This is a genomic window from Aureimonas ureilytica DSM 18598 = NBRC 106430, from assembly GCF_000382705.1.
Taxonomy (GTDB): domain Bacteria; phylum Pseudomonadota; class Alphaproteobacteria; order Rhizobiales; family Rhizobiaceae; genus Aureimonas; species Aureimonas ureilytica.
The window spans coordinates 151,830-167,488 of sequence record NZ_ARQE01000001.1; the positions used below are offsets into that span (position 1 = coordinate 151,830).

At 67.1% G+C, this 15,659-nt stretch carries 14 protein-coding genes and 1 pseudogene; 5 read left to right on the top strand and 10 right to left on the bottom strand.

All coding sequences use genetic code 11. The features are described from left to right. Positions 1-98 precede the first annotated feature (98 nt). Together B146_RS24595 and B146_RS0100750 are read left to right on the top strand one after the other, a co-directional pair. Positions 99-1,922 carry a PAS domain-containing sensor histidine kinase gene (locus tag B146_RS24595; RefSeq protein WP_205753716.1) on the top strand — a complete coding sequence of 608 codons (1,824 nt, stop codon included), beginning with the start codon at positions 99-101 and terminating at the stop codon, positions 1,920-1,922. A 16-nt stretch (positions 1,923-1,938) separates the two neighbouring features. Next, the gene (locus B146_RS0100750; RefSeq protein ID WP_019994491.1) at positions 1,939-2,331 is read left to right on the top strand and encodes a response regulator; all 393 of its coding nucleotides are present in this window, start codon (positions 1,939-1,941) and stop codon (positions 2,329-2,331) included. Positions 2,332-2,374: 43 nt separating this feature from the next. On the opposite strand, the pseudogene B146_RS28170 reads toward B146_RS0100750, so the two are convergent. After that, positions 2,375-3,131 (bottom strand): annotated as a pseudogene (locus tag B146_RS28170) (IS5 family transposase). Positions 3,132-4,052: 921 nt separating this feature from the next. Beyond that, a complete protein-coding gene (locus B146_RS28815; RefSeq protein ID WP_155897291.1) occupies positions 4,053-4,463 on the bottom strand; it encodes a hypothetical protein in 411 nt (136 codons plus the stop codon). Here B146_RS28815 and B146_RS0100775 point away from each other — a divergent pair. After that, entirely contained in the window at positions 4,462-5,361 is a 900-nt protein-coding gene (locus tag B146_RS0100775) for a polysaccharide deacetylase family protein (protein WP_019994495.1), read from the top strand. The two genes, B146_RS28815 and B146_RS0100775, sit on opposite strands and share 2 nt — an antisense overlap. Positions 5,362-5,440: 79 nt before the next feature. Here the strand turns inward: B146_RS0100775 and B146_RS0100780 are convergent, their stop codons facing one another. Continuing rightward, positions 5,441-6,055, bottom strand: a complete 615-nt coding sequence (locus tag B146_RS0100780; RefSeq protein WP_019994496.1) for a helix-turn-helix transcriptional regulator — start codon at positions 6,053-6,055, stop codon at positions 5,441-5,443. Between the two features lie 57 nt (positions 6,056-6,112). Here B146_RS0100780 and B146_RS0100785 point away from each other — a divergent pair, with 57 nt between their 5' ends. Next, positions 6,113-6,847: a CoA transferase subunit A gene (locus B146_RS0100785; RefSeq protein WP_026358213.1), complete on the top strand. Its 735-nt coding sequence runs from the start codon at positions 6,113-6,115 to the stop codon at positions 6,845-6,847. Then, positions 6,847-7,488 (top strand): 3-oxoacid CoA-transferase subunit B, encoded by a 642-nt coding sequence (locus B146_RS0100790; protein WP_019994498.1) that lies wholly within the window; start codon positions 6,847-6,849, stop codon positions 7,486-7,488. Before B146_RS0100785 ends, B146_RS0100790 begins: the two co-directional genes overlap by 1 nt. Positions 7,489-7,611: 123 nt before the next feature. Here the strand turns inward: B146_RS0100790 and B146_RS0100795 are convergent, their stop codons facing one another. The 7 genes from B146_RS0100795 to B146_RS0100825 are packed head-to-tail and all read right to left on the bottom strand — an operon-like array spanning position 7,612 to position 15,559. Beyond that, a complete protein-coding gene (locus B146_RS0100795; protein ID WP_019994499.1) occupies positions 7,612-8,790 on the bottom strand; it encodes a hypothetical protein in 1,179 nt (392 codons plus the stop codon). A gap of 14 nt (positions 8,791-8,804) precedes the next feature. Then, positions 8,805-10,115, bottom strand: coding sequence for an alanine racemase (locus B146_RS0100800; protein ID WP_019994500.1), 1,311 nt, complete (start codon positions 10,113-10,115; stop codon positions 8,805-8,807). Further along, positions 10,112-11,056, bottom strand: a complete 945-nt coding sequence (locus tag B146_RS0100805; protein ID WP_019994501.1) for an amidohydrolase family protein — start codon at positions 11,054-11,056, stop codon at positions 10,112-10,114. Before B146_RS0100805 ends, B146_RS0100800 begins: the two co-directional genes overlap by 4 nt. Next, positions 11,053-12,003 (bottom strand): ABC transporter permease, encoded by a 951-nt coding sequence (locus B146_RS0100810; protein WP_019994502.1) that lies wholly within the window; start codon positions 12,001-12,003, stop codon positions 11,053-11,055. The genes B146_RS0100805 and B146_RS0100810 overlap by 4 nt, the downstream gene beginning before the upstream one ends. Further along, a complete protein-coding gene (locus B146_RS0100815; RefSeq protein WP_019994503.1) occupies positions 12,000-12,950 on the bottom strand; it encodes an ABC transporter permease in 951 nt (316 codons plus the stop codon). Before B146_RS0100815 ends, B146_RS0100810 begins: the two co-directional genes overlap by 4 nt. Next, on the bottom strand, positions 12,950-14,467 hold the full coding sequence (locus B146_RS0100820) for a sugar ABC transporter ATP-binding protein (protein WP_019994504.1): 1,518 nt from the start codon (positions 14,465-14,467) through the stop codon (positions 12,950-12,952). The genes B146_RS0100815 and B146_RS0100820 overlap by 1 nt, the downstream gene beginning before the upstream one ends. A 27-nt stretch (positions 14,468-14,494) precedes the next feature. After that, positions 14,495-15,559, bottom strand: a complete 1,065-nt coding sequence (locus B146_RS0100825) for an ABC transporter substrate-binding protein (RefSeq protein ID WP_019994505.1) — start codon at positions 15,557-15,559, stop codon at positions 14,495-14,497. Between the last annotated feature and the right edge of the window lie 100 nt (positions 15,560-15,659).

Consider the following 15,659-nt stretch of genomic DNA (forward strand, 5'->3'; position numbering starts at 1 on the left):
GCGAACAAGCTCGGCTGATGCGCGAGCACGATTGGAGCGGATCGCCGCTCGGTGCATCGGAGCTATGGCCAGCGTCTCTTCGAATGATCGTCCGTCTGATGCTGGACGCCCGGCAGCCGATGTTCACGGTCTGGGGACCCCAGCAGATCCTTCTCTACAATGAGGAGTTGCTCCCCATCCTCGGCACGAAGCATCCGTCCGCGCTCGGGCGGCCCTTCCTCGAGGTGTGGCGAGAAGTGGCCGACGACATGCGGCCCATCGTTGAGGCTGCCTATTCCGGCGTCGCGACCCACATGGACGATATCATGTTGATGGTCGACCGGAACGGCGTCCGCGAAGAGACGCACTTCAATTTTTCCTTCACGCCGCTGCGTTCCGAGGACGAAAGCGTAGACGGTTTCTTCTGCGCCTGCACCGAGACGACCAAGGCCCATGCCGACGCCCGCGACCTGACGATGCAGCAGGACGCCTTGAGCCGGAGCGAAGCAAAGTGGCGCACCGTCTTCGAGACGCTGCGCGAGGGCTTCCTGCTCGGCGAACTGATCCGGGACGAGTTCGGCCGTGCCGTCAACTGGCGCTATGAGGAGGTCAATGACGCCTGGTATGATCTTGTTGGCATCCCGCGTGGGACCGCGACGGGCCGAACCATCCGAGACGTGGTTCCGGGCGTTGAAGACGAATGGATCTACGAGTTTGCCCGTGTCGTTGAGACCGGCGAGTCGTCACGCTTCACCCGCCGCGTCGGCACGCTTGATCGCTGGTATGAGGGCATGGCCCAGCCAATGGGCGGGGATCGCTTCACCGTGATCTTCGTCGAGGTCACGGACCGCATCAGACGGGATCGGCGACAGGCTACGCTGCTGACGCTGGGCGACGAGCTGCGGGGTCGCTCCGACCTCGATACGATCATCACCGCGGCAGCACGCTGCCTCGCCGACGGTCTCGATGTGGATCGGGTCGGCTCCGGCGTCGTGGATTCGCACGAGGACACGATCGACGTTCGGTTCGACTGGTGCGAGGCCGGCATGCGAAGCCTTGTGGGCCGACACAGTCTCAAGTCGTTTGGCTCATACATCGCCGATCTCCGTCGTGACATGACCGTTTCAATCGACGACGTCCACCTGGATCCACGAACGAGCGGACGCGAAGAAGAGTTCGAGGCCATCCAGACCCGGTCTCTCCTGAATCTGCCCGTAAGCTTTGATGGCCGCCTCTATGCAATCGTGTTCGCCAACACCCGGGAACTCCATTCCTGGACGGACGGCGAGTTGCAGTTCGTTCAGCAGGTCGGCGACCGGGTGCGCGTGGCGCTTGCTCGACAGCGGATGGAGGACGCGCAGCGCGTGCTCACGCAAGAGATGGCCCACCGCATGAAGAACTCGCTCGCCATGGTGCAGGCGATTGCGACCCAGACCCTGCGTCAGGCCGAGACCATGGAAGAGGGGCGCCTCGCGATTGCCTCGCGTTTGGGAGCGCTGGCCCGTGCCCAGGACATCCTGACACTGACATCGTGGGAAGAGGCCGACGTTGGCGATGTGGTCAGGGCGGCGATCGAGCCGCACCGCGTGGGCGGCGACCGGATCACTATTAACGGCTCTTCCTACCGCCTGACGTCGCAGCAGGCCCTCGGACTCAGCCTGGCTATCCACGAATTGGCGACCAATGCCGCGAAGTATGGTGCCCTATCGTCCGATGCGGGCCGTGTCGACATCTCATGGTCGCTGGCGGATGCCGCATTCACTTTCCGATGGATCGAACATGATGGTCCGCCCGTTACGCCGCCGACGCGTCAGGGGTTCGGATCCAAGCTGATTGAGCGGATCGTCGGATCCTACTTCAGTGGAACCGGACGGCTTCAGTACGATCCTGGCGGCGTCCGGTTCGAGCTCGTCGGGGCTGCTGCGCCCTCCCGCATGTCGTAAGGGTGTTGTTTCTCATATGGCCCAGTCCTTCGATCCGTCGCAGTATGCCGTTCTCGTCGTCGAGGACGATCCGTTCATTCTTGCGGAAGCTGTCGACCTAGTAATCGAGGCCGGCTTCAAGGCCTACGAAGCGCGCAACGCCGACGCCGCGATCCGCATGCTGGAGCGCTACTCCGAGATTCGGATCGTCTTCACAGATGTCGAGATGCCGGGTTCGCTGGACGGACTGAAGCTCGCCGCAGCCGTGCGCAAACGGTGGCCGCCCGTGCAGTTCATCGTCGTGTCGGGACGAGTGAAGGTCACCCCCCAAGAGATGCCGGAACACAGCGTGTTCTTCTCCAAGCCCTACGACCCGGATGCGATCCTGCGCACGCTCATGCGGTTCGGCGAGAGGATCGAGCATGGTTGATCTGCGGCAGTCCCGTGATGGTTCCTGCTAGGCAGCGGACTCGTTACGCATTGATCCAAATACGGACGGCAGCGAGCTTGATGGCGGCGAGGAAGTTGTCCGGCCTTCGATCGTAGCGCGTTGCAAGACCACGCATCTGCTTGATGCGGTTGAAGAAGCGTTCGACGAGGTTGCGCTGGCGATAAACCCATCGGCTGAAGGCGAAGGTGCCCTTGCGCATCGAGCGCGGCGGGATGTTGGCCCAGGCGCCTTGCGCCGCGATAAGGGAGCGGATGCCATCCGTGTCATAGGCCTTGTCGGCGATCACAATGGCGCCGGGCGCGACGGCGTCGAGCAGCTTGGCGGCAACCGGCGCATCGCCCGCCTGACCGGCTGTGAGTTCCAGACGCACGGGTCGGCCTTCGGCATCCACCAGGGCATGGATTTGGGTGGTCAGGCCGTCACGGGAGCGTCCCTGCCGAGGATCGGCAGGCCCCCTTTTTTGCCTGACGCCCCATGCTGATGGACGCGGACGCAGGAGCTGTCGATCATGACGATGTCGCCGTCATAGGCCCGGCTCATGGCCTTCTAGCAGCCGGTCCCAGACACCGGCTGCCCGCCAGCGCGTGAAGCGATTGTAGAGGGTGGTGCGCGGGCCGTAGCGCTCGGGCACGTCCCGCCAGGACGAGCCGGTCCGAAACCGCCGGAGAATACCGTCGATCACCCGCCGGTCGTCCACGCGAGGCACGCCTCGGCTGTTCCTCGGCAACAGCGGCTCGATCACCGACCACTCCATGATCCGTCAGTTCATGGCGACGCATGCCAACCTCCTTCTCAGGAGATGAATCAGATCAGCCTAAAATCTTGAACCCCGTTATGGGGACACTGCCTAGGTCAGCGGTGCATCCGTTGCGTCTCGCAAACTCGATGATGTCGGCTGTCAGGGGCGCATCATCGGCTCGCCCCTTCGACACCTTGCGCTGTGTCGATCGATACTGCCCCAGGATCCGGCAAGCCGACCGCTCCGACACGCCGAACTTCCGCACGGTGTGGTCGATGCAAAGCCGGTGCCAGAAGGTACTCACCAGTTTGACCTTAAGGGCTATCCCGCGAGAGCGTGGTGGTACACATGACATCTTCCGCAATGCGCAAAAGTCCTGTGCCACAGGGCTTCCAGCGGCCTGGGCGTAGTATCCCTCCCTCTCCGCCATTTACCCCAAGTAAATATATCTGCTTCCATCTGAAATAGACTTCAACAAAATAGATTCTACACTTGGCTATTTCTTTGTAAGCGGGTAAAATTGGCGGCGTTCGCCGATCTATACAGCTGATACCGTCGAGTATACAAAGCCTTCGAAAGGACCTTCAAACCCGATCAACCCGACAAACGACCAGCCGGTGTGTTGGCCGTGTCGCCCCTCAGATTATCTGAGCGCCGACATGTCGCGCGTAAAATCGAAGGGCCTGCCGCGCGAGATCAAATGGCATGAGTTTTGGGAAATCGAGATCCCAAAAGAGGCCTCCGACGAGGTCTTTCGGGATGGAAGAAGCTGATTTCCGATGACGGTCAGAAAGAGTCCCGCGACACTTTCTCGGGTCACTGCTCCAGATTCACTGAATGACGCTTCGAATGTCGGAGGTGAACCGCCGATCGCTGGCCTCTCGGTCGTTATCACCGTTTTCTCCTCAAGCCAAAACTGACTTTCCTGTCACGGGATTGCCGCCCTGGGTAGTCATCACTTTCAGGATTCCAACGATCGGAAGTCGAAGCGAAGTATCGAATTGGGTTCAGCGTCCGAATTCGTATCAGCCCGTTCCGTCTCCACCATCATTGACCCTTCGGCTGGAAAGAAGACCGGGGATTGCCGACTGGCGGTGGGCTTGCGACCTCCACACGAGGTTTGATCCTGCCCGCCATCGTCCAGCCCTTTCTCGATCTCGAGTTCGGCGTATCCGACATCCGGCGTCTGGTCGGGGACAACGCCGCCGGTCTGCCCGGCCTCGCCTGTTGGGATTCCTGGATTGGCGGCGCGGAACCGCTGCGGCCGCCAGACGTCTAGGACGACCCGGCCGAACCAGGAGGGCGCCGCGAATTGTGGCGCCTCGCCTTGCGGCACGGACCGACCGAGCAGCCCCGTCCAGGATGTCCACATGTCCCCACTTCCGCATCACGGCCGATACGATTACGCGCCCATCCTCGGCCGGGCGGACTATTCCTGGCCGGAGGGGCGTCGCCTGGCTCTCTATCTCGGCGTCAATCACGAGGTCTTCGGGTTCGGGGAGGGCTTGGGCGCGACGCTGGCGCCGGCCAAGACCGAGCCCGACGTCATGAACTTCGCCTGGCGCGACTACGGCAACCGGGTGGGCGCCTGGCGCTTCATGGAGATGTTCGACCGCCTGGACCTGCGCACCACCGCGCTCCTCAACAGCGCGGTGATCGAGCGCTGCCCGGGGCTGGCCGAAGCCTGCCGCGACCGGGGCGACGAGATCGCCGCCCATGGCCGCACCAACGCGGAAGCCGAGGGGGAAATGAGCGAGGACCGGGAACGCGCGATGATCGCGCGCACCCTCGAGGACTTCGCCAGGATCGGCGTCAGGCCACGGGGCTGGCTCGGTCCCTGGATTTCCGAAAGCGACCTGACGCCCGACCTCCTCGAGGAAGCGGGCTTCCGCTACGTCCTCGACTGGGCGCATGACGACCAGCCGACCCGCCTGCGAACGCGCAGCGGCGCGGGGCTCCTGTCGATTCCCTATTCGCAGGAAGTCAACGACATCCCCTCGATCGTCTCGCGCCATCAGGAAGCCGCGACATTCGCGAGCATGATCGAGGACACGGTCGAGCAGCTTCTCGGCGAATGCGAGCGCCGGCCGGTCGTGTTGGGGATCGCGCTTCACCCCTATATCATGGGGCAAGCCCACCGCGCCCTTCACCTGGACCGCGTGTTGACGCGGCTCCGGGAGCGGGACGATCCGCGCATCTGGTGGACCACCGCCGGCGCCATCGCCGATCACCGGGCGGAGGCGACGGGCGAGCCGGGGCGCCCGGCCTGAACGCCGCTGCGGCTCGGCTCGTCCCGCGATGCCGCTGGCTTTGCCGAGCGCTACACGGAGCATCGCGGCGACGAAGCGATCACCCGTTTTCCGCCAGGAACCAGGCGACGAGCTCGGCCGAATTGCGCACGCCGACCGCGCGCGACAGGCGCAGCCGGTGCGCCTCGACCGTGCGCTGCGACAGGCCGATCGCGCCCGCGATCTCGGCATTGGTGCGCCCCTGCGCGACGAGGGCGAGGATCTGCCGCTGGCGTCCCGTCAGCCGCAGCGTCGCGTCCGTCACCGGGCGGTTCAGCGGCTCGAAACAATAGATCGCCTCGGCGAACGGATCGGCCGCCCGGCGCGAGCGGCCGTTGACCCGCGCCCAGAAGCGCCGCCCCGTCGCCCCGCGCATGATGCGCTCGTCCTGAAACACCTGGCCCCCCGGCAGATGGGAGCGCCACATCTCCCCCGTGCGCACGAAATCGTCGAGCTGGGGGTAGAGGCGGGAGAAGCTGGTGTCGACCAGCTCCGCCCGCTCGAAGCCGAACAGCGCGGCGAACTCGGCGTTGCAGTCGCGGATGATGCGATGGGTCGCGAAGACGAGCGGCATGGGCAGCTCGGCCAACGCGAAGCGCGGGGCATCGGACGGGCTGGAGCGGGAGGCGCGCGCGGACATGCCGTAGAAATACGACTCGCCGGGGCGCGGGGGCAAGCTCTAGCTTTCATCCCATCCGGTCCGTTTCGGGCGGCAGGCGACGGGAGGCGAGGCTTGCGGAAAGTGCGTTCGACAGCGGCGGAGGCCCTGGAAGGGGTGCTTCGCGACGACATGGTCATCATGGCCGGCGGCTTCGGCCTGTGCGGCATTCCAGAGGCGCTGATAGACGCGATCCAGGCGTCCGGCGTGAAGGGCCTGACGGTCATCTCCAACAATGCGGGCGTCGACGGGATCGGCCTCGGGCGGCTCCTCGCCACGCGGCAGATCGCCAAGATGATCTCGTCCTATGTCGGCGAGAACAAGCTCTTCGCGCAGCAGTACCTGTCGGGCGAGCTGGAGCTGGAGTTCAACCCGCAGGGCACGCTCGCCGAGCGCATCCGGGCCGGCGGCGCCGGCATTCCCGCCTTCTTCACCAAGACCGGCGTCGGCACGCTGATCGCGGAAGGCAAGGACGTGCGCGAGTTCGACGGCGAATCTTACGTGATGGAGCGCGGGCTCTTCGCCGATCTCGCGATCGTCCACGCTCATACCGGGGATGCCGAGGGCAATCTCGTCTACCGGAAGACCGCGCGCAACTTCAATCCGATGATGGCGACCGCCGCCAAGGTCACGGTGGCCGAGGTCGAGCACATGGTGCCGGTCGGCTCGATCGACGCGGATCACATCCACACGCCCGGCATCTTCGTGCAGCGGATCGTCCACGTGCCGAACCCGGAGAAGCATATCGAGCAGCGCACGGTGCGCCAGCGCGAGACGGCCGGAACGGCGGCAGCGGGGGAGGAAGTCTGATGGCCTGGACGCGCGACCAGATGGCGGCCCGCGCCGCCCGTGAGCTTCAGGACGGGTTCTACGTCAATCTCGGCATCGGCATCCCGACGCTGGTGGCCAATCACATCCCTGATGGCATCGAGGTGGTGCTCCAGTCCGAGAACGGCATGCTCGGCATGGGCCCCTTCCCTTATGCGGGCGAGGAGGACGCCGACCTCATCAACGCCGGCAAGCAGACCATCACCGAACTGCCGATGACGAGCTTCTTCTCCTCGGCCGACTCATTCGCGATGATCCGGGGCGGGCATATCGACCTTTCCATCCTCGGCGCCATGCAGGTGGCGGCCAATGGCGACCTCGCCAACTGGATGATCCCCGGCAAGATGGTGAAGGGCATGGGCGGGGCGATGGACCTCGTAGCGGGCGTCAAGCGCGTCGTCGTCGTCATGGAGCACGAGGCCAAGGGCGAATCGAAGCTCCTTCCCGAATGCACTCTGCCGCTGACCGGCGCGCGCGTCGCCGACCTCGTGATCACCGATCTCGGCGTCTTCACCGTGGAGCGCAAGGGACCGGAGCGGCTGACCTTGATCGAGCTGGCCGACGGCGTGACGCTCGACGAGATCAAGGCCAAGACGGCGGCGCCCTTCGAAGTCGGGCTCTGATCCGGGAGCGCGACCGAGGTCCGCTGTCTCAAAACTCCTCTTCTGGCCTGTCATGGGCCAGACAGGGCAACGCCCCGTATCCGTCCCCTGCCCCTTGCTGCCGGGACAAGACGCGCGGGGCGATCAGCGGGCGAGCGCCTCGCGCACCCAGTCGAGCCGCGCGGCCGGGACGAGGCCGTAATTGTAGAAATTGAGCCCGTCCGCGCCGGCTTCGCAGGCCACCTCGACGCGGGCCGCAAGATCGCCCGCGCCGGTCATTTCGGGATAGAACAGGCGATAGCCGATGCCGAGGAACCGGTCCGGGCCGACCAGCGCGCGGCCGAGCCGCGTGAGATCGGAGACCGATTGCGGCGTGCGGTCGTAGGCGCACAGAAGCAGGCCGTCGAGAAGCCGGGCGGCTTCGGCCAGATCGACGCCGCCCGCCCAGGCTTCCGGCAGGTCGATCAGCACGATCTTCGTCGCCGGATCGGCGGCTTCCGCGATTTCGGCGAGAAGGCTGGTGACGGGCTCGGAGCGCCAGAGCAGGAATTCATGAAGGGCCGGCCAGCGCCGGAAGGCCTCGACGCCGCGCTCGGCGAAGTCGGGAAGCTGCGTCTGCGGCACGGCTCGCTCGCAGGCCTCCGCGATGAAGCGCTGCACCACCCGCCGCGCGCCGACGCTGTCGACGCCCGCGCGCGAGGCGCGCACCTCGCAATGGCGGCAGAAGCAGACCGAAAGCAGGAATTCCTCTTCCGGCAGAAGCCCGACACCGTCCTTCTCGTGGTGATAGCCATGGGCGAAGCCCATGAAATTGGGGCTTTCCAGCTCCAGCCGGTCGGGCTGGTAGCCGCTCGTGATGTCGCGCACCAGCGTCGTGACATAGCGCCGGGCGGCCGGGCTCGACGGGCAGAGGGCGTAGAGGTTCGGATCGCCGAAGGCCGTGCGGGTGATCTCGCCGGGATGCAGCATGCCGAGCCGGGTGTTGTGGAGGCAGACCGTCCAGGCCGAGACGGCGGGGCCGCCCTGCTCGCGCGCGTCGCAAAGGGCGGCCAGCATGTCGCCGCCCTCCTCCAGATTGCGCGCCACGAGCGGGCGGATCGGCGCGCCCTCCCAGAGCATCGGGTCCGGCCGGTAATAGACCGTCCCGTCCTCGGGAAAGTAGGCCTTTCGGCGTGGGCTGCGCGGCTGGAGAAAGCGCCCGGCGTGATAGGAGGTGGCAAGGCTCACCATGTCGAGCCCGGCGCGATCCGTCACGTCCCGCAGGAAGGCCGGCAGACCAACATCCTGAATGTCCCACGGGTAGGTCCAGATCGAGCGCTGCATGATGGCCTCTCTTCTCAGCCGAAGCGCAGCGCGAGAGCGCCCGCGACCCCTCCGTCCTCGCCGAGTTCATAGAGAAGAGCGTGGCGGTCGAGGCAAGTGCAGGGATGCGACAGGCCGAAGGCGATGACGTCGCCCGGGCGGATGTCGCTGCCTGCGCCCAAAGCCACGAAGGCGTGCTGGTCGTTCAGCCTGACAACGCTCGCGTCCTGTGCGCCGGAAATCGCCGCGCCGTCCCGATAGGCTTGCAAGGGGATGGGCAGGCCCTGGTCGATCGCGACATCGCGCAAGCCCATGCCGCAGATGGCAAGGCCGGGCTCGGGGACCGAGAGAACCTCGGCCCAGACGCGCAAGGCCGGCTTGAAGCCCTCGGAGGCCGAGACCGCCTCGCCGCCGACCACGAGCCCGCGCCGCTCGTCTAGCGCCGCCATGCCGCGCTCGTAGATGCCGTGATCATGGAAGAAGATCGCGCCGCTGCGCAGGATGAGCCGCGTCGCCTTGTCCTCCGCCAGAACGTCGCGAAGGCCCGCCATCACGAGATCGAAGAAGACCGAACCGCCCGCCGTCAGGATCAAGGGGCGCTCCGGCCCCACCGCCCGGCGCAGGCTGCGATGAAAGGCTGCGGTCGCCACTATGAGCGCGTCGATGCGCGCGCGCGTTTCGCCCGCGTCAGGGGTCGCCGCCGCGCCCTCGTAAGCGCCGGTCCCGGTGACGCGAAGGCGGGGCGTCTCGGCTTCGAGCGCGGCGCGCAGCACCGCTTCGGCTGCCTCCGCCGTGCGCAGGCCCGCGCGCCCGAGGCCGAGTTCCACGAGGAGGCCGAGAGCCGGCAGATCGTCCCGCTCCCCCCAGGCGGCGGCGTAATGCGCGACGAGATCCGCCGAATCCACGAAGACATGGATTTCGGCGTCCGGGTGGCCTGCCAGCAGCGCGGCGAGACGCCGGGCGGCGGCCGCGCCGCCGATCTCGTTGGCGAGGATCAGGCGCTTCAGGCCCGCCTTCAGCATCACCGAGGCCTGCCGGATGTCGGCGACGGTCGTGCCCCAGGCTCCTGCCTCCACCAAGCGGTGAGCCAAGTCCGGCGACATGGGCGTCTTGGCATGGGGCGCGATCGCAGCGCCGGCCTCGGTGACGGCGCGCATCATCAGCGCGGCGTTGGAGGCGAAGGCCGCGCGGTCGAGCGAAATCAGCGGCAGCGCCATCGCGCCATCCTGCGGACGCCAGCCCTGCGCGCCGATCTCCGATAGCGGCAGGGGCGCATGGCCGGGCGGGAAGCCGCGCATACGATCGTCGACGGTCAGGTCCGTGTCGAAGGGCAGAAGCTGGCTCATGCGGAAGTCCTGTCAGAGAAGGCCGAGCGGTCGAGGCCCAGCCGGTAGGTCCGGTTCGCGGTGTCGAAGAAAAGCGCGGCCTGTTCGCCGATCGTCAGATCGGCGGCGATGGTGCGGAAGGCCTCGTAGATCGCGTCGAACGAGGCATGGAGGCCGGTCACGGGAAAGTCGCTGGCGAACATGGCGCGCTCCGGCCCGAAACAGTCGATCCCATGGCGGATCACCGCGCGCAGGCTCTCCAGCGTCCAATCGGGATCGTAGGCGACGGGGTCGGAGAGCTTCAGGCGCAGGTTCGGGGCGCGGGCCAGTTCCCGCAGGCCATCGGCCCAAAGCCGCATTCCCTCCGCGCTGCGATCGGCCGGGCTGCCGCAATGGTTGAGGACGAAGAGCGTGTCGGGGAAGTCCGCGACGAGGCGCTGCGCCTCCGCCATCTGCGGGGGATAGAGCATGAGATCGAAACTCAGGCTGAGACGGGTCGCCGCCCGGAGCCCCCGCCGCCAATCGGGATCGCTCATCAGGCCGGGGCGCGGGGCGAAGGCTTTGGCGGGGTCGGCGTCCCAACTCACGATGTCCCGAATGCCCGCAACGCGCGGGCGCGCGGCTTCCGCCTCCAGACGGGCCTCGGCGTCAGGATGGGCGAGCGGCACGCGGGCGACGAGGCGACGGGCGATGCGATGGTCGGCCTGCCCCTCCAGCCAGAGCGTTTCACCGAGCGGATCGTCGTCCCGCCAGCCCGCTTCGACATGGACGGTCGCGACGACGTTCTGCCTGTCGGAGTCCCTCAGATAGTCTGAGGGCAGATAGTCGCGCCGGATCGGGTCGATCGAGCCGTAGACCATGTCCTCGCCCTCAGGCCGCGCGTCCAACCAGGGATGGCGCTTTAGCTGGAGGTCCCAGAGATGGTGATGCGGGTCGATGAGAGGCCCGGCATAGCGGCTCATCGGCGCGCCTCGCGCCCGGAAATCAAGAGCAGCGCCAGGATCAGCGAGCCGAACATGATGGAGCGCCAGCCGGGCGAGGCGTTGACGACGGTGATCAGCGCCGTGGTCGTCACCAGAAGAATCGCGCCGGGGATCGTGCCGGCATAGGTGCCGCGCCCGCCCAGGATCGACGTGCCGCCGAGCACCACGGCGGCGATGGAGGTGAGGAGATAGGGCTCGCCGATGCCGGCATAGCCCTGCCGGTTCATGCCGAGCAGCAGGATGCCGGCGAGCCCCGAGAAGAAGCCCGACGCGGCATAAAGCCGAAGGCTGGCGCGCTCGACGCCGAGGCCCGTGAGCTTGGCGGCGAGCGGATTGGCCCCGATCGCCAGAAGCCGCGCGCCGAAGGGCGTGCGATGGATCACGAGAAGGATCGCGGCCGAGACGATCACCCAGAGGATGACGCCCGCCGGCAGGCCGAGGGGGCGCGCCGAGCCGAGCCAGATCACCGCCGGGTTCGAGACCGAGACCGCGCTGCCGCCGGCCACGATGATCAGCAGCCCCTGAAGGAAGGTCGTCATGGCGAGCGTCATGATGATGGGCGGCACGCGTAAGTAAGCCGCGCCCGCGCCGTTGAGGAAGCCGATGCCGGTCGCGAGCCCCAAGGTAGCGACGAGGCCGACGAGCCCGGTCGGGTCGGCGGCGGGCGAAAGCAGCGGCAGGAGGATGGCCGAGACGGTGATGATAGCGCCGACCGACAGGTCGATGCCGCCCGCGATCACCACCAGCGTCTGCCCGGCGGCGGCGATGCCGATCACGGCGCTGAGTTCGAGAAGATAGCGAAGATGCCCCCAGCTTCCAAAGCCCCGGAGCGTCAGGCCCGCACCAATCCAGACAAGGGCGACGAGCGCGAAGGTGAGGAGCCAGGGCTGAGCGATCAGGCGCGGCAGGCGGCGGGAGGAGGTCATGCGGCGCGCCTCCAGGCGAGGAACTCGGGAACCGCGACGGCCCCGACGATGATGAGCCCCTGCGCCACATATTGCGCGACGGGCGGAAAGCCGAGAAAGAACATGACGTTGATCATCACCGTGAGCAGCAGGCTGCCGGCGAGCGCGCCGCGCATCGTGCCGCGCCCGCCCAAGAACCCGACGCCGCCGAGCACTGCGCCCGCGATGGAATTCAGCGTCATCGGCGTGCCGATCACCGGATCGCCCGAGCCCGTCTGCGCGGCGACGAAGAGGCCGGCGAGTGCGGTGAGAAGGCCCGACAGGGCGAAGGCCGCGATGCGCACCCGCTCCACCGGCACGCCGGAGCGGTAGGCGCCGAGCGGATTGTCGCCCGCCGCATAAAGGCCGAGGCCGAGAGGCGTCGCCATAAAGAGCTTCCAGCCGGCGACGACGACGAGCAAAATGACGAAGGCGGTCGGCTGGTGGCCGGCCAAGGCGTCGGAGAACCAGGCGGGAATGAAGCCGCCGGGGCGCGGCAGGACGAGAAGCGCGACGCCGCCGACGATGAAGGAGCCGGCCAGCGTCACGATGATCGCGGGCAGGCGGAACAGGGCGACGATGGCCCCGAACAGGCCGCCGACGCCGAGCCCGACCAAGGCCACGGCGAGGATCGCCCCGAAGGCCCCGAGCGGGCCGGCCATCGTGGTCGCGGCGATGACGGCCCCGAGACTCACCAGCGGCCCGATGGCGAGCGAGATGCCGCCATTCAGCATCAGCAGCGCCTGCGCCATGGTGACGAGGGCGAGCGGCAGCCAGTTCTGCGTGAACTTGGAAAAGCCGGACAGGCCGAGAACGCCGGGAAAGAGCCAGATGTAAACGAGCAGAAGCGCGGCGACGAGCAAGTAGAGTCCGCCGAGGCCCCGATTGCGGCCGCGCTGCACGGCGCGATAGAGCGAGGGGCTGGCCATCAGGCGGCTTCCTTTCCGGCTAGCCCCAAGGCCGCGCCGACGATCGCCTCTTCACTGATCGCCCCGCGTTGGAGCGTGGCGGCGACGCGCCCTTCGCGGAAGACGAAGACGCGGTCTGCGAGGTGGACGAGTTCGGGCGTGTCGGAGGAGAGAAGCACGACCAGCGTTCCGCCAGCCGCGAGGTCTCGCAGCATCCGGTAGATTTCGCGCTTGGTGTCGAGATCGACGCCGCGCGTCGGGTCGTTCAGGAGGAGGATCGAGGGCTGCAGCGGCAGCCATTTGGCGAGCGCCACCTTCTGCTGATTGCCGCCCGACAGCGCCTGAACGGGCCGCGCCGGGTCGCCCTTGATGCCCAAGCGCCGGGCGAGCTCCGCCACGAGGCCGCTCTCGGCCGCCCGGTCTCGCAGCCCGGAGCGGGCGAGACGCGGGATGGAGGGTAGCGTCAGATTGGTGGCGATGGAATGGGCGAGCACGAGGCTTTCGCGCTTGCGGTCGGCCGGAACATAGGCAAGGCCCAGCCGGTTCGCGGCCTCGACGCTGCCGGGCAGCGCGGTGCCGCCCGCCAGCGACACGGCGCTCGCCCTAGCCGGGATCGCGCCATAGAGCCCTTGCAGGAAGTCCTCCTGCCCCTGCCCCACAAGGCCGCCGATGCCGACGACTTCGCCGCGCCGTCCCTCGAAATCGACCTCCCGCGCTGATCCCGCCGAGAAGCCTTCGAGCCGGATCAGCACCTCGCCGGGCGAGGGCTCCCACGCCGGGAAGAGATGTTCGGCCTCACGCCCGACCATGAGCTTCACCAGTTCGTCCGGCGCGACGCCCCGGAGCGAGCGGTCGGCCGTCACCACGCCGTCCTTGAGGATGGTGACATGCGAGCAAAGCGCCATGATCTCGTTGAGGCGGTGCGAGATATAAAGAAGCGCCAGCCCTTCGCCCGCGAGGCGCAGGACGAGATCGGCGAGGATGCCGGCCTCGTGCGCGGAAAGCGAGGAGGTCGGCTCGTCGAGGATCAGAACGCGGGGCCGGCGGAACAGCGCCTTGGCGATCTCCACCATCTGCCGCCGTCCGAGCGGCAGCGCGCCGACCGGCGTCTCGGGCGGTTCGTCGATGCCGACCATCCGGCAGACGCGCTCGACGCCTTCCCGCAGCGCGCGATAGTCCACGAGGCCGAAGCGCCGGGGATAGGCGCCGAGGCCGATATTCTCGGCGATCGAGAGTTCCGCCGTCAGGCTCAGCTCCTGCTGGACCACGGCGATGCCGGCCTTGCGCGCCGCGCCGGGCGAGAAACCCGAGACGGGCCGCCCGTCCAGCACGATCTCGCCCCCATCCGGCGCGAGCGCGCCGGACAGGAGATTGATGAGGGTCGATTTCCCCGCGCCGTTTTCGCCGAGCAGCGCGTGGACGCGGCCGGGCCGAAGGGCGATGTCGACGCCCTTCAGCACGGGGTTGCCTAAGAAGCCGCGATGAACGCCCCGCGCCGCGAGCAGCGCCGGGCCGCCGTGATCCTGTTGTTCGTCCATCGCGCGCCTCCCCGCTTCGCTTGGGTCTTACTGCGCCAGGAGCTTGTCGAAGAGCGCCTTGTCATAGGCCGAGTAGATATAGCCGTCGGCGGGGAACTCGCTGGCGCGGGCGAGATAGGTGTCGATGGTGGAATCGTCGATCACCGGCAGCGGCACCTTGACGAAGGCCGGCACGGGCTTGCCGTCCAGCGCCTGAACCGCCGTGTAGACGGCGAGCGCGCCGAGCCAGTTGGGCTGCATGGTGGCCCAGCCCTTGATGCCCTTTTCCTTCCAGAGTTCGAGGAACTGGCGGGCGTTCTCGCCGGTCGTCGGCACGGGCTCGCGGCCCTGCCGGTCGAAGGCCAGAAGCGCGCCCGCCGACAGCGCGCCGCCGAGTGAGAGAACGCCGTCGATCTCCGGGTTGGCGAAGAGAAGGCTCGTCATCGCCTCCTGCGCCGGGGCGACGTTGTATTCGGTGTTGGTCTCGGTGATGACCTCCAGCCCCTTGTTGGCGTCGAGCACGGGCTGCGCGCCCTTGCGGCGATCATCGCTGACCGAGACGCCCGCCGGGCCGTTCATGATGATGATCTTCCCCTTGCCGCCGAGCTGATCCACCATCCATTGCGCGGCCTTGGAGCCCCATTCGTTGGAATCGGTGTTGATCTTGGCGGTCACCTTGTCGGTATCGACGAGGCTGTCGAAGTTCACCACCGCGATGCCCTTGTCGCAGGCGTCCGAGATCACGCGATCGAGCGCGGTGGAGGAGCCGGCGATCACGACGATCGCGTCCACATTAGCGTCGATCATGGACTGGATCTGCTGGATCTGCGTCTGCGCGTTGCCCTGCGCGTCCGTCACCATCAGGTCCTTGACGCGCCCGTCCTTCTTCAGCGCCTCGACCTCGGTCGTGATCGTGCCTTCGGTCTGCTTCATCCAGGTCGGCACGGAATAGATGTTCGCCCAGCCCACCGTATAGGGCGCCTTGCGGTCGCCCTTGATGCAGTTGGCGGCGGCCTCTGCTCCGCCGGCCCCGAGGAGCGTTGCGGAGAGGCCGAGACATGCGGCCGCGGCGCTGAGGGCGAGGCGGCGGGAAATCGGGGATGGCACTGTCATGAACGTCTCCACGGGGTCGTGATGAGGTTTGCACGAGAAGCTGCTTGACAACGTTATCATCGTGCGGCCAGCTATGACAACGTTGTCACGATGAAAAAAT